The sequence below is a fragment of the Marinifilum sp. genome, from assembly GCF_965230805.1.
Classification (GTDB): Bacteria; Bacteroidota; Bacteroidia; order Bacteroidales; family Marinifilaceae; genus Marinifilum.
This window is the reverse complement of sequence record NZ_OZ246019.1, coordinates 1,139,534-1,153,740: the sequence shown is the minus strand read 5'-3', so window position 1 is coordinate 1,153,740 and position 14,207 is coordinate 1,139,534. Positions and strand designations below refer to the sequence as shown.

Below are 14,207 nucleotides of genomic sequence, written 5' to 3'. Positions count from 1 at the left end.
CGTTAGCACTTAGCTATTAGCGGTAATAACCAATAATAGCTATTGGCCAATAGCCAAAAGCTAAGGGCTTTATTAAGAATTTAAAAATAAAGGAAATGGCTAATTTCTATAGAGATAACGAGGATATGAAGTTCCATTTGGAACATCCTTTAATGAAAAAAATTGTTGCACTTAAAGAGCGCAACTTCGAAGATAAAGACAAGTATGATTATGCTCCTCTTGATTTTGAGGATGCAATGGATTCTTACGATCGTACATTAGAGATTGTAGGTGAGATTTGTGGTGATATCATCGGTCCAAATGCTGAAGGTGTCGATCAAGAAGGTCCACAGGTTGTAAACGACCGTGTTATCTACGCTAAGGGTACTGCTGAAAACCACGAAGCTTTAACCAAAGCTGGTTTAATTGGTATGTCTCTTCCTCGCGAGTATGATGGCTTGAACTTCCCAATTGTACCTTACGTAATGGCTGCTGAGTTGGTATCTCGTGCCGATGGTGGTTTTGCAAACATCTGGGGACTTCAGGATTGTGCTGAAACCATTCACGAGTTTGCTTCGAAAGAACAAAAAGCTGAATACCTTCCTCGTTTTGCTAAAGGTGCTACTGCTGCTATGGATTTGACTGAGCCGGATGCTGGTTCAGATCTTCAGGCTGTACAGTTAAAAGCTACCTACAACAAAGAAGAAGATCAGTGGTATTTGAACGGTGTGAAGCGTTTCATTACTAACGGTGATGGTGATGTTTCATTGGTTCTTGCTCGTTCTGAAGAAGGAACTTCTGATGGTCGTGGTCTTTCTATGTTCATTTACGATAAGAAACACATGGCTGTTAAGGTTCGTCGTATCGAGCATAAAATGGGTATCATTGGTTCGCCTACTTGTGAGTTGGTATTTACCAATGCTCCTGCTGAATTGGTTGGCTCACGTAAAATGGGATTGATCAAGTATGTGATGTCATTGATGAATGGTGCACGTTTAGGAGTAGGTGCTCAGTCGGTAGGTATTGCTGAAGCTGCTTATCGCGAAGGTTTGGCTTATGCGAAAGAACGTCGTCAGTTTGGTAAAGCAATTATCGAATTTCCTGCAGTTTACGAAATGCTTACCAATATGGAAGCTAAATTGAATGCTTCTCGTTCAGTTCTATATGAAACATCTCGTTTTGTTGATGTTTACAAAGCATATTTTCACATTTCTCAAGATCGTTCTTTAGATAAAGAAGAGAGAATGGATATGAAAAAATATCAGAAATTGGCTGATGTATTTACTCCATTGTTGAAGTTATTTGCTTCGGAGTTTTGTAACGAAATTGCATACGATTCATTGCAGGTTCATGCTGGTTCGGGTTACATGAAAGATTACCCAATTGAGCGTTTGGTTCGCGATGCTCGTATTACCAATATCTACGAAGGAACTTCTCAGTTGCAAGTTGTTGCTGCAATTCGTGGGGTAACCACAGGTGCTTACTTAGGACAAATCAAAGAGTACGAAGCTTCTGATTTAAATCCACAGTACGAGTACTTAAGAACTACCTTAAAAGGCATGACTGCCAAGTACGAAGAGGCTGTAGCTAAAGTAAATGAGATTAATGCTACTGCTGATCACAACGATTTCCTTGATTTCCATGCTCGTCGTTTGGTTGAAATGGCAGGTTACATTATCATGGGTTACTTGCTGTTAACCGATACTGCAAGAAATGTCAAATACCTTACTTCAGCTGAAGTATTTATTAAAATGGGTAAAGCAAAAGTTGCTTCACACCTTGAGTACATCATGTCTTCAGAATTGAAAGATTTAGGTATTTTCAAGAAATAATTAAGTTTAAGCTTAAGGTTCAAAGAGGTTTCCATTTCGGGAACCTCTTTTTGTTTATGTACTAATTAATCGTCAACTAAAAATTAACAATTCCTTAAAATATCTATTAGTACTATTCTATGCGAAGAGATTAATTTTGCGCCGTTCCATTAAGAAAATGTGACATTATAATTGCGTCAAGATTACACACTGCTAAAACATACCAAATGAAAGTAAAAAAATATCAAACCTCTTGCATTATTTATAGGTTTTGCAGCACTAGCATAGAAAAATCTGAATTTACTCCCTAAGAAAAAGACTTTTTCAGCTATCACTTTAATGCAACAGATGAAAAAGAGCAGACGCAATTTTGAAATTAAGCGAGCTTATTTTTGCTGTGATTAGCCTGTAATAGGCTAAGATCCCCAAAGGAAATTTGAAAAAGTTAGTCAATCAACAAGCTTTTAGCTATAAACAAAAAACTTTTAATGGCAACCAATTGCTATACGTAAATCTAGAGTTTAAAATGTAAAGAAAATGTCCTTGCTGTTGTGGGTAGTATCTCATTAGGCGATTCCTTTTTTTATGCATTATTTTCAGACAGTTCAGCCTTTAATTAACCATACAATTTGTAAAAAGCCAGTTTTTTACAAACCATTCTAAACAACCTACTAATGAAAAAGTATTACTTATTGTCTTTTTTTTTGTTCTTATCGGGAACCTTATTTTCACAAAAATCTAATGTTTTAAAATCGCATGTCGAAAATGGCACTGTACAAATGGCGACTGATGATGGGCAGTTTTCATTTGGAGTGGGTGGACGATTGTTGATGGATGCAGCAGCTTACTTTGATGATAAAACTGATTTGGGGGCAGGGTCTGAGATTCGAGACATTCGTTTTTTAATGAAAGCTACGCTATGGAAAAAATGGGAGGCAAAATTTAATATTGGTTTTAGTAATGGAAACGTGTGCCTAAAGGATGTTTTTTTACTGTATAGAATCAATGGCAATAGTTTTGTGAAGGCAGGACATTTTTTGGAACCTTTTGGCATCGAGCAAACCGAAAGCTCAAAAACAACTAAATTTATGCATCTTGCAAGTACTGTTGAGGCATTTCGTCCGGGCAGGAATTTGGGAGTTTCCTATGCAAGTTGGAGCGAAAAAGTATTTTGGGAAGCTGGCTTATTTGGGAGTGATGTGAATGACGATACTGCCGGGGATGAAGGATTTGGGATGACCTCTAGATTCGTATTTTCTCCTATCCACACCGATAAAGGAATTTTTCATGTAGGGACGTCAGGTATTTTTAGGACAGCTGATGCTGCAGGTTTTAATGAGCTTGGACAGGAAAAACCAAAGTCAATTCGTTATTGCTCCAGAGCTGCAACTCACATCGAAGAAAGAAGATTTATCGATGCCAAGATTGATGATGCAGACAAGCAAATAAAAGTTGCATTTGAAATGATAGCTGCTTTAGGACCTGTTTCAATGCAAGGGGAATTCGTAAATGCAAATGTTTCAAGAAATGTTGGGAAGGATTATTCGGCTCATGGTTTCTACACGCAAATAGGATGGCTTGTGAAAGGTGGAAACTGCAAGTACAAAATGAAATCAGCTCGCTTGTCGAAACCGAAGCCTGGCTCGGTGGAGTTGATGGCGCGCTATAATCAAACCGACTTGAACGATAGCAATGCTTTGCTTTTGGGGGGTAAGCAAGAAGATATTAGCCTTGGTGGTACTTGGTATGCGAATCACAACGTATTGGTGAAATTCCAATTTACAAATGTCGATTTGGATGAGAATGCATTAAACGGTGAAGAGAATTTTAATATGATTCAAACTCGTTTGCAATTTTCGTTTTAAGATTCAAAATCTTACCCAAAGGCCAATCGCCTGATTTAATCACAACAGATTCGCTGATCAATACTTAAAATACCATCTTAACCGCCGAATGGACAGCAAAGGCGGTTAGGTGTTTTATAGCAGTATCAATTGCGATCAAGTCAACGAACGGAAGTGGAATCTGTCGATTAAGCACAAAAAAACAAACTTTTCAATCTTGCTTTTCATGCTAATACTGGTATAACATCAAACTCACCTTATTATAATTATATTTGTTGCATGGATAAATCGCAAGCCGAACAAGAAAAGGAATTTATTAAACGAATTTTTATTGATGAAATCGGACGACTTCAGAATGAGGGATTCTATTTTTTTTCGTTTATCATTATGGGACAAGCCATTGAAGCACTCGGATGTTTTATGGATAACAAACCACTAAAAGCCCGTGCCCAATCATCAAAACGATTTTCAAAATCATTAAATATCCTGATGGGCAACGAATACCGTGCGGTAAATAAAGACCATTGGTTGTACGATAAACTCAGAAACCAACTCACTCATTCTTTTGTGCCAAGTAATTCTTTACTGCTTTGCTCAAGAGCCAATCAGCCAGGCGAGGCAAATCATCTTGATTTTTTAGATGGTAGATTGGTTTTAGTTGCCGAGGATATGTATGATGATTTGGTAAAAGGATGCCATAAATTGTTTGGGATGATTGATAAAGGAAAAGTTCCTTTAAAGAAAATTGCTGCATCGCCACAGGAGTTGGGCATAAAGTAAAATTATGAGTATGATTAATAGTGTTGTTATTCTGGGAGCAGGAAACTTGGCTACACACTTGGCCATTGCATTACATGATGCTGGAGTAAACATCCGGCAGGTATACAGCAGAAGTGTGCAGTCGGCTTCTGTTTTGGCCAATAAAGTCAATTCTACTCCGCTAACCGAAGTCAAGAACTTGGCCGGGAATGCCGACTTGTATATTTTTGCTTTAAGCGATAAAGCTTTGCAACTGGTTCTGGATCAAATGTCAATTCCAATTACAAGTGTAGTGCATACCGCAGGGAGCATTCCTATGGATGTATTTGATAACTATGCGGAGTGTTATGGGGTGTTTTATCCATTACAAACCTTTACTAAAAATCGAAAGCTCGATTTCTCAGATATTCCCATTTGTATCGAATCCAATCATATAGGTTTGCAAATGGATTTAATGGACTTGGCAAAGAGGATTTCAAATAGCATACATCTTATCAATTCCGAGCAAAGAAAACAGTTGCATCTTTCGGCTGTATTTACCTGCAATTTTGCCAATCATATGTACAGCATTGGGCAAAGTTTGTTGGCCGAAAAAGATGTAGATTTCGATTTGTTAAAACCGCTAATCAAGGAAACGGCAGCAAAAGTGCAGGATCATGATCCAATGGAGGCACAAACGGGACCTGCCATCCGATTCGATAAAGAAATTATGGCATGTCATGAGAATGAGTTAAAAGGTTTACCTGATTTTCAAAAATTATATAGATTTGTCAGTGAAAGCATTTTTAAGATGCATAATGAAATGAATAGCGAGCGGATGAAGAATAAATGATTGTGCTCGCAGTTTTATCCATCTATTGGCTAAAAGATCAAATATCTTAACACGAATAATTATAAATAGATCTAAATAATATGGCTTTTTTTAAGGAAGATTTAATGAAAGTGAAGGCTTTCATTTTTGATGTTGATGGAGTACTTTCAACCGAATCGATTGTGATTGACTCGAATGGCGAAATGTTGCGCACTGCCAACACAAAGGATGGATATGCCATTCAGTATGCAATAAAAAAAGGTTATCCTGTAGCCATTATTACCGGTGGTTTTTCTGCTGCTGTTGAAAAACGTTATCGTGGTTTGGGAATGACCGATATTTATATGGCTTCGAAGAATAAGATTAAAGATTTTGAAGATTTTATAGCCAAGCACAAGCTAGATCCCAACCATATCATGTATATGGGTGATGATTTGCCTGATTACGAGGTGATGAAAAGAATTGGGCTTCCTACTTGTCCTGCAAATGCAGTCGAACAAATTAAAGCCATATCCAGTTACATATCCGATAAAGATGGAGGATTTGGATGTGTTCGTGATGTAATCGAGCAGGTATTAAGAGCTCATTCCAATTGGTACGAATCTGATACGAATATTCAAAGTATTTAAAGTAATTAAGAGTGGGTGATGATTTATACCTGGTTTTGATAGAAAAAAGATTACAGATTAGATGTTGATTTGATAAAAAGCTAAAATCATGAGCAACTTTTTGAGGCTAATTCGTTTTCCTAACCTGCTGATTATTGCATTGGTTCAGTGCGTAATGCGATATTTTATTATAAAACCAATTTTGGGGATTAACAAGATTAAACTGCAGTTTTCTGATATTAATTTTGCCATTTTGGTTTTAGCTACTGTTTGTATGGCAGCGGCTGGTTATATTATTAATGATTATTTCGATACAAAGGCCGATCGTTTTAACAAAAAGGATGTAATTGTAGGTAGAAAGATAAGCAGGAGAATTACTTTGGTACTGCACCAGGTTTTAACTGGCATTTCAATTGTATTGGGCGGATATGTATCTTATAGAATAGGGCACTGGCAGTTTGTTTTTATCTTTTTTATGGCTGGAGGTTTGCTTTGGTTTTATTCAACTTCTTACAAATATTACTTTTTGTTAGGGAGTTTTCTTATGGCAATGCTTGTTGCCGCAGTTCCATTTCTGGTAGTGGTTTACGAAATTCCACCTTTGAATAAAACCTATGCCGATGTTTTATTAGCTTCAAAAACAAATTTTAATTATTTGCTGTATTGGGTTGGTGCATTCTCATTCTTCGCTTTTTTTGGGATGTTGATTGCTCGATTTATTCGAGATATGCTCTCCTTAAAAGGAGATAGGGAAATACACAGGCAGAGTTTACCTATTGTTATTGGCTTAAAGTGGACAAAAGTAACTGTAGTGGTATTGATATTATTCCTGTCAGTATCAGTTTTCGGTGTTTGGTTTCAATTCTTAAATGCCCCAATGGATAAAATTACACCTTGGTACTTTGGCATGCTAATTATATTACCATTATTTTTATTGGCTTATTGTGTAACTAAGTTTAAAGAAGGCGACCTTTTTAAACTGGGTGGTTTTTTACTTCAATTCGCATTTTTGGCAGGAATATCTTATGCCTTTGTGGTGAAGTATATGGTTGATAAATTATAAAAAAAGTATAAACAGATGAAATTATAGTAATGTCAAAGTCATTTAAATTTACCATACGAATTGTTTTCAGATTTTCTATACCGTAATGAATCTTTATCCTTGCAAATGATACCACGGAAATACTAAAACCTTAGCCTGGTGTATTATTTTATACAAGAACAATACAAACGATTACTTGTTGAAAGCAACTCATAACTTATCGTTTCTAATTCCATAATTACTATCGTCATGTTGAATAATCTTAAAGATTATCATTTAATATTAGCTTCTCAATCACCGCGCAGGCATCAAATGCTAATGGATCTGGGATTAGAGTTTGAAATCAGGACAAAAGAGGTGGATGAAGTGTATCCTGAAGGATTATTAGCAGAAGAGATTCCTGTTTATTTGGCAGAATTAAAAGCCTCTGCTTTCGAATCTGATTTTACAAACAATGAATTGGTAATTACTGCCGATACAATTGTATGTATTGATGAATGGATTCTTGGTAAACCAAAGGATAGAGAAGATGCATATAAGATGTTGAGTGCATTATCAGGAAGATCACACCAAGTGATTAGTGGAGTTTGCTTAAAAAGTAAGGATAAAAGAGTGAGTTTTGCCACTACTACAAATGTTCATTTTAAGAAATTGTCAAGGCAGGAAATAGATTATTATATCGATAATTATAAACCTTTCGATAAAGCCGGAGCTTATGGCATTCAGGAATGGATTGGTTTTATTGGCATTGATGGCATTGAAGGGTCTTACTTTAATGTTGTTGGTTTGCCAATTCAAAGATTGTATGAAGAACTGTATAAATTCTAATTAAACACAAACAAAAACAATGAATAGAAATATTAGTATGCTTCTAATGGCAGTATTGCTGTTAATTGGAAACAAGCTTAAAGCAGATGAGGGAATGTGGATTCCTATGTTATTAAAGAAGTATAATATTGAGGATATGCAGAAAGCAGGATTTAAGCTTACTGCTGATGATATTTACAACATTAACCAAGCATGTTTAAAGGATGCTGTGGTTGGATTGGGTAGAGAAGGAAGGCCTTTTCGTCACTTTTGTACGGGTGAATTGGTTTCCGATCAGGGTTTGATGATTACCAACCACCACTGTGGATATGGGGCAATCCAATCTCATTCAAGTCTGGAGCACGATTATTTGAAAGATGGTTTTTGGGCAATGAGTCGTGAGGAAGAGTTGGCAAATGAGGGCATTACAGCTTCGTTTTTAATTCGCATGGCAGATGTTACTAAAAAAGTTTTAGATGGTATTACTGATGATATGAAAGAAGAGGATCGTCAGAACTTGATTAAAAAACACATCAAAACAATTGAGCAGGAAGCAGAAAAAGGAACTCATTATAGAGCGAGTGTAAAGGCTTACTTCAAAGGCAACCAATATTTCATGTCTGTTTACGAAATCTTTAAAGATGTGCGCTTGGTAGGTGCTCCTCCCTCAGCAATTGGTAAGTTTGGCGGCGATACCGACAACTGGATGTGGCCTCGGCATACAGGAGATTTCTCAATGTTTAGAATTTACGCTGGGAAAGACAATAAGCCGGCATCATATTCGAAAGATAATGTGCCATTAAAGCCAAAACATCCTTTAAGATCTCATTAAAAGGTGTAAATCAAGACGATTTTACAATGGTATTCGGATATCCTGGAACCACTACTGAATATCTTCCATCATATGCATTAAAAATGATGACCGAGGTGAATAATCCACACAAAATCAAAATCAGAACCAAGAAATTGGATTTGATGCGAGCGGATATGGATGCGTCGCCATTGGTTCGAATTCAATATTCAGCGAAATATGCCGGAGTTGCTAACTCGTGGAAAAGATGGCAGGGCGAAATAAAAGGCCTTCGCAGATTGGATGCGATTAATAAAAAGATTGAATTGGAGAGAAGATTCTTGAAATGGGCTAATTCTTCTGCTGATTTAAAGAAGAAATATGGAGGAATATTAAGTGAATTGGAATCATACTATCAAAAGGTAACTCCACTTAGCTTAGCTAAAGATTATGCAATTGAAGCTGGATTTAGAGGAGCTGAAACCGTTGGTTTAGCTAGTGGATTCATAAACTTATCCACTCTTAAAAAAGAAGATGCTGTCAAGCTTCAAGCTGAATTGGATAAATTGAAGAAGGAAAGTGCAAAATTCTTCAAGAATTTTAACTTACCAACAGAAAAGAATCTATTGGCAGCAAGTTTGAAAATGTATAGCGATAATTTATCTGATGAGTTTTTACCTGAAGAGATAAAGAATATCCGAAAAAAATACAAAGGCGATTTTAAAGCGTTCGCTGAAAAGGCACTTTCAAAATCAATATTTGCCAGTCAATCGAAGCTCGATCAGTTTATCGAGAATTATAAAGTTTCTAAGGCTAAGAAATTAAGTAAGGATCCTTTGTTTGTATTATCAAATAGCATCTCGTTTTTATATGCCTCGAAAATAGCTCCGCATTACAATAAAATAATGCATCAAATTGATAAGCTACAACGCACTTACATGGCGGGTTTGATGGAAATGCAGCCTCAAAAAGTATTTTATCCTGACGCAAATTCAACTTTCCGGGTTCATTACGGTAAAGTATCGGGTTACAAGCCAAGAAATGCAGTTCAATTTGAGTATTATACAACACTTGAAGGAATTATTGAAAAAGATAATCCTGAAATTTTTGATTATGATGTCCCTCAAAAATTGCGAGACTTGCATAAAGCAAAAGACTTTGGGGATTATGTCAATGATAAAGGAGAAGTGCCGGTGTGTTTTGCGGCTACAAATCACACCACGGGAGGCAACTCAGGAAGTCCGGTTTTAAATGCAAATGGTGAGTTGATCGGATTGAATTTCGACCGTGCTTGGGAAGGTGTTATGTCTGATTTGATGTACGATGCGGAGATTTGTAGAAATGTATCACTGGATATTAGATATGTTCTGTTTATTGTAGACAAATTTGCTGGTGCAGGTTATTTGCTTGATGAAATGAACATTGTAAAATAACGTGAGTTCGACGTAAAATTCTATCCACAGAAAGTTCTATTTGGGATAGATTTGCATTAAAAATTTGGAAAGAATAGCGTGCTATTTTGAGGAATTTTTAATGTGAAGATGTCGTAAAGAGAACTTTCCATTATGTGTTAGCCTGCTTTCGGCATAAATTTCCTCAAATCTTCTTGAAATATCCCGATATTCCTTCGAAAATTTGATAAAATTTCTACTCAAAATCAGTGCAAACTGTGAATGAATTTTACGTCGAACTCACGTTATTTAAACCGTGTTTTGTTTATGAGCACAGCCTAGTGTAAAGAATGCTAATTCCCCGAACTAATTTTTTGACCTATTTTCCTTTCTACAGCGTTAAGCTTTTTCGCTGTAGCTACGGCTATGCCTGTAAACCTTGCCTTGTAAAAAGAAAAATCTTTTCAAAAACTTTAATTCGTTTTATTAACACTCTTCACACTAGCTCTCGATAGTAACATACCCTTGCTCTCAGTAGAAGCACATCTCTGCTCTCGATAGGAGCACACCCTTGCTCTCGATAGGAGCATGCCCCTGCTCTCGATAGGAGCATGCCCCTGCTCAAGGAAAATTAGAAATAAAATTGCCCGTACCTTTAAAACAGATACGGGCAATCTTAAGTAAATTCAGTAAGTACAGCCTACTGCACGGTATAATATGCCGTTGAAATTCCTATTCGTAAAGATTTACCATTTCTGGTAGTATTTCGAATTTCAATCCTGTATTCTCCCGGATTTAGAGCAGGAACTTTCAGCGATAGTTTCTTAGGTTCGTTCAATTTTGGCATAGAACCCTTGGTTTCAACTCCGTCGGCTTTGTTGATGAAAAATACACCTTGTCCATCTACATCCTCGTAAATCTTAAGTGCCTTGCCTTCTATTTCAAGTGCAGCTCCCGGTGTAAGAAATTCATCGATTTTCTCAGTACCCCAATCATATACTTTTTGAATAACTGGTATTTCGTTGTTAGGTTCCACATAAGTTGGCTTAATGTTTTGAGTAGCTGCCTTTAGGTTATTACATGGCACAATGCTCACATTAATACTATGACGCAATGGATCGAACCTATCGTTTTCATCCTCGAAAACACCTGCGATATCCAAATTCACACTAATATAATCATCGTGATAAGCATACCCTTCGCTTACATATTGGGTAATGGTTTCCCAATACTTATCGATCACAGCCTTCGACTCCGTTTCCTTTAAAATAGAACCCGGACCAGTAAGGTCATCCAATAATTTTTTAAAGCCTCTAGGCTTTTGGTTTGTCACTTTCCCAAGTTTATCATGGGGATTGTCTTTGGTTAACATACAATCATACAAGGAGTATTCCATAATATAAAATTTAAAAAATTATTACTACATATGATGTGCAAATTAAAAGCACAACACACCCGGTCTAAAAATCTCAATACATGTGTAAGATTTAATAGTCATAAATTATAATTTCAAAATAATTAAATCTCTCCAATAGATTATTTTTAGTTCTTTTAATAAAATCAACATCTGAAACTAGTAAACATTAAAATGATATGCAAATTGATTTTTTATTTAGAATAATTATATGCAACACAAACATCCGAAATTCATAAGAGTTACAATACACTTCCAGTACTTTACAAAACAAATGCAAAATAAGTGTTTTACAACACATATCAAGGGGCTTACCTTTTACAGAAAAATGGAATAAAAATAAAGCGGAATAGTAATTAAATCTTAAGAAATGAAGCTTCTGATTATGTAGAAGTCTTTACTAAAGCGGATGAAAATGGAATTGCGTTAACTAAAGAGGAAATTTTAAAAGAATGCAAACTCCTTAGTGATCCTGTTAAAGAAATTGCAGATTCACTAAAATTCCTTTTTTTTTGATCTGAACAGACTCGGTCCTTCATGACAAAGAGGCGTTTGATGCTATTAAGCAGGTTTGATGCTCCCACTGGAGTAAGTGTATCTATGGTTTTACTGCTGGGTGACTCATTCCCAAGTCGGTTTTTGACGCCAAAAAGGTTCTCCGATTCCAGATATAGAGGTTTTTGGATTAGGCCTGTGGTGAGTATGATTAAAATTATTATTAAATGTACATGCCAATGATTGTTTTGATCTTGCCGCTTGCATTTGGCAATCTTTACGTGGAATTGGGGCACTTCTGCAAGACTCCTTATTCTTCGATATCATTAGCAAAGGTTTTAAGAGTGTTCCCGGTCTTGATTTTGATGCGTTCGATTGTTCCTTACAATTAGGGTTCTTGTTGAGCTTATGTCTCTATGATTTGTATTTGACTAAATACAAGATTCTAAAAGCAATTTTATCGGCGTTCAGAAAGTTGAAGCTCTTCAATGGATATTTGGGTGTAATTCTACTAAAGAGACTTATAACCTACGATTGGATTAAAATGCCAACAATCAATTGCAAGGCAAGTAATAATCTTTTAATGGATTGATGAAAAGGATAGGATTCTTCTTTTTTCTTAGGTGTTTTTTGATTTCCAAAGGGCCAAAATACTGATTGAGTAATCCATCATTTTTCTGCGAAAGTAAAACTATTAAATCTGGTTCAAATTGTTCTGAGAAGGAATATGCGTCTTCTCGCAGCCAATAACTACTTCTTGACGATTTGATGATTTTATAATCGAAACAGAATTGCTCGTACATTCTTTTTGTAAAGATTAAGGTAGCCTTAATTTTTCTTTTCGCATTTTTAGATTGGTGGTGGGCAACAAACAAATGAATAATGGCTTTATTAAATCGGCCAAAATAGCTGGCCCAAATCAACTTTTCCTTTGTTTCTCGTTTATAATCGACAGGAACAATTACATTTTCGTAATTGCAGTTTTCTACGGTCTTTTCGCTAATCAGAATACTAGGAATATGTGCTTTGTAGATGTATTTAAATACATCATTCTGTCTAAATGCAGACAATCTGTTTTCAACAAATTCTGTAAGCAAGAAAATAGCATCCAGTTGCTTAATGGTATGATTTGGTTCGGCGTCTAAACTTCCAAATTTAACTGCTTTAAATGGGATGTTTTTGGTGTTCAGTTTAGCGATCGTTTTTAAAGGAAGTTCTGCTTTCGAATTTTTATGGGGAAGATGAGCGAATGCGACATGAGCCTTAAAAATATTGGCCAGCTTAAAAGCATGCACTATCGCCTTTCTAATGTGATTGTTATCTTGAATTAATACAAGGATGTGTTGTGTGTTATGCCCCATCAATTAAAGAAATAATTATCTAAATCATCCAGTTTATTTTCTGGTATAAGACGAATATAACTAAAAAATCAAACTATTCAATTTGTATAAATAGGATTTATGGTTTGTCTTAATTAGCAGAATGTATATGAATTAATTCTCAAGAAAATCGAGATATCATTATTAATTTCGATTGACCCTTAATGCCATGTTATTTAGACTAATTATGTATTTGCGATAAAGGTCGCTATTCCTTTAAATATCATTTATTAATAAACCTCAATTTCTTATCTTAGTGCCGTCAATAATGAGCGTAAAAATAAACATAATCTTATACTGCAGTGATGGTTAAAGTGGCAGATGTAGTTGATAAACTTAATGCACGTGTTATTTGTGGAGAATGTAGTTTAAGCAAGGAAGTTCAATTTGGATTTGCATCAGATTTAATGAGTGATGTGCTTACTATAGATACAGAAAATCTTCTTTTAATTACTGGTTTAAACAATCTGCAAACGATTCGCACTTCCGAGATGTCAGATATTTCCTTCATTGTATTTGTTCGAGATAAAAAAGTGTCTCCGGAAATGAAGGAATTGGCATGTGAGAATGAGATTACTCTTTTGGAGTCAGGCTTATCTATGTTTAGTGCATGTTCTGTGTTGAATGATTTGGGTTTACAACCTGTATATTAATAGGGGGAAATGGAATTTAAGTTTGAAATTGAAGGTGGTAATTTTTCTAGAGCGGGATCTGCTTCCAGCGAGGTAAAAAAGATCCTTAAACAGTTAAATGTAAATCCAAAAATTATAAAAAGAACAGTTGTTTCTTTGTACGAGGCAGAGGTTAATGTTGTGGCTCATGCATTCGAAGGCAATATGTTTGTTGAAATAGATCCGGAAAAGATTGTGGTAAAGATTGAAGATAAAGGGCCGGGAATTCCTGATATCAATCAAGCAATGCAAGAAGGATACTCTACTGCTACACCAAAAGTACGCGAAATGGGTTTCGGTGCAGGGATGGGGCTTCCGAATATAAAGCGTAATTCTGATCAGATGAATATCACCAGTAAGGTTGATGTTGGTACAAAGCTTATAATCGTTAATTATTTGAAATAGG

Annotated in this window: 11 protein-coding genes and 1 pseudogene; 10 read left to right on the top strand and 2 right to left on the bottom strand. The window is 35.9% G+C overall.

Annotated elements, in window-relative coordinates; all coding sequences use genetic code 11:
- Positions 1–95 precede the first annotated feature (95 nt).
- The 8 genes and pseudogenes from ACO05S_RS04435 (at position 96) to ACO05S_RS04400 (ending at position 9,884) form a co-directional block, all read left to right on the top strand.
- A complete protein-coding gene (locus tag ACO05S_RS04435; protein ID WP_421920332.1) occupies positions 96–1,811 on the top strand; it encodes an acyl-CoA dehydrogenase family protein in 1,716 nt (571 codons plus the stop codon).
- A gap of 653 nt (positions 1,812–2,464) precedes the next feature.
- A complete protein-coding gene (locus ACO05S_RS04430) occupies positions 2,465–3,655 on the top strand; it encodes an OprO/OprP family phosphate-selective porin (RefSeq protein ID WP_421920331.1) in 1,191 nt (396 codons plus the stop codon).
- 258 nt (positions 3,656–3,913) lie between these two features.
- Positions 3,914–4,414, top strand: coding sequence for a hypothetical protein (locus ACO05S_RS04425; RefSeq protein ID WP_421920330.1), 501 nt, complete (start codon positions 3,914–3,916; stop codon positions 4,412–4,414).
- Positions 4,415–4,418: 4 nt separating this feature from the next.
- Positions 4,419–5,225, top strand: a complete 807-nt coding sequence (locus ACO05S_RS04420; protein WP_421920329.1) for a Rossmann-like and DUF2520 domain-containing protein — start codon at positions 4,419–4,421, stop codon at positions 5,223–5,225.
- Positions 5,226–5,305: 80 nt separating this feature from the next.
- Positions 5,306–5,833 (top strand): KdsC family phosphatase, encoded by a 528-nt coding sequence (locus ACO05S_RS04415; RefSeq protein WP_421920328.1) that lies wholly within the window; start codon positions 5,306–5,308, stop codon positions 5,831–5,833.
- An 88-nt stretch (positions 5,834–5,921) separates the two neighbouring features.
- The gene (locus ACO05S_RS04410; protein WP_421920327.1) at positions 5,922–6,875 is read left to right on the top strand and encodes a UbiA family prenyltransferase; all 954 of its coding nucleotides are present in this window, start codon (positions 5,922–5,924) and stop codon (positions 6,873–6,875) included.
- Between the two features lie 228 nt (positions 6,876–7,103).
- Positions 7,104–7,682 carry a Maf-like protein gene (locus ACO05S_RS04405; RefSeq protein ID WP_421920326.1) on the top strand — a complete coding sequence of 193 codons (579 nt, stop codon included), beginning with the start codon at positions 7,104–7,106 and terminating at the stop codon, positions 7,680–7,682.
- A 19-nt stretch (positions 7,683–7,701) separates the two neighbouring features.
- Positions 7,702–9,884 (top strand): annotated as a pseudogene (locus ACO05S_RS04400) (S46 family peptidase).
- 658 nt (positions 9,885–10,542) lie between these two features.
- Here ACO05S_RS04400 and ACO05S_RS04395 read toward each other — a convergent pair.
- Together ACO05S_RS04395 and ACO05S_RS04390 are read right to left on the bottom strand one after the other, a co-directional pair.
- Positions 10,543–11,238, bottom strand: coding sequence for a DNA-binding domain-containing protein (locus ACO05S_RS04395; protein WP_421920325.1), 696 nt, complete (start codon positions 11,236–11,238; stop codon positions 10,543–10,545).
- Between the two features lie 1,067 nt (positions 11,239–12,305).
- Positions 12,306–13,112, bottom strand: a complete 807-nt coding sequence (locus ACO05S_RS04390; protein WP_421920324.1) for a hypothetical protein — start codon at positions 13,110–13,112, stop codon at positions 12,306–12,308.
- A gap of 323 nt (positions 13,113–13,435) precedes the next feature.
- Here ACO05S_RS04390 and ACO05S_RS04385 point away from each other — a divergent pair, with 323 nt between their 5' ends.
- Together ACO05S_RS04385 and ACO05S_RS04380 are read left to right on the top strand one after the other, a co-directional pair.
- On the top strand, positions 13,436–13,783 hold the full coding sequence (locus ACO05S_RS04385; RefSeq protein WP_421920323.1) for a DRTGG domain-containing protein: 348 nt from the start codon (positions 13,436–13,438) through the stop codon (positions 13,781–13,783).
- Between the two features lie 9 nt (positions 13,784–13,792).
- Positions 13,793–14,206: an ATP-binding protein gene (locus ACO05S_RS04380; RefSeq protein ID WP_421920322.1), complete on the top strand. Its 414-nt coding sequence runs from the start codon at positions 13,793–13,795 to the stop codon at positions 14,204–14,206.
- Position 14,207 lies beyond the last annotated feature (1 nt).

Bases quoted from the DNA above. Each gene is read 5' to 3' on its own strand.
- ACO05S_RS04385 (WP_421920323.1), top strand. From the start codon at position 13,436: ATGGTTAAAGTGGCAGATGTAGTTGATAAACTTAATGCACGTGTTATT.
- ACO05S_RS04395 (WP_421920325.1), bottom strand. From the start codon at position 11,238: ATGGAATACTCCTTGTATGATTGTATGTTAACCAAAGACAATCCCCAT.
- ACO05S_RS04425 (WP_421920330.1), top strand. From the start codon at position 3,914: ATGGATAAATCGCAAGCCGAACAAGAAAAGGAATTTATTAAACGAATT.
- ACO05S_RS04405 (WP_421920326.1), top strand. From the start codon at position 7,104: ATGTTGAATAATCTTAAAGATTATCATTTAATATTAGCTTCTCAATCA.
- ACO05S_RS04430 (WP_421920331.1), top strand. From the start codon at position 2,465: ATGAAAAAGTATTACTTATTGTCTTTTTTTTTGTTCTTATCGGGAACC.
- ACO05S_RS04390 (WP_421920324.1), bottom strand. From the start codon at position 13,112: ATGGGGCATAACACACAACACATCCTTGTATTAATTCAAGATAACAAT.
- ACO05S_RS04380 (WP_421920322.1), top strand. From the start codon at position 13,793: ATGGAATTTAAGTTTGAAATTGAAGGTGGTAATTTTTCTAGAGCGGGA.
- ACO05S_RS04410 (WP_421920327.1), top strand. From the start codon at position 5,922: ATGAGCAACTTTTTGAGGCTAATTCGTTTTCCTAACCTGCTGATTATT.
- ACO05S_RS04415 (WP_421920328.1), top strand. From the start codon at position 5,306: ATGGCTTTTTTTAAGGAAGATTTAATGAAAGTGAAGGCTTTCATTTTT.
- ACO05S_RS04420 (WP_421920329.1), top strand. From the start codon at position 4,419: ATGAGTATGATTAATAGTGTTGTTATTCTGGGAGCAGGAAACTTGGCT.
- ACO05S_RS04435 (WP_421920332.1), top strand. From the start codon at position 96: ATGGCTAATTTCTATAGAGATAACGAGGATATGAAGTTCCATTTGGAA.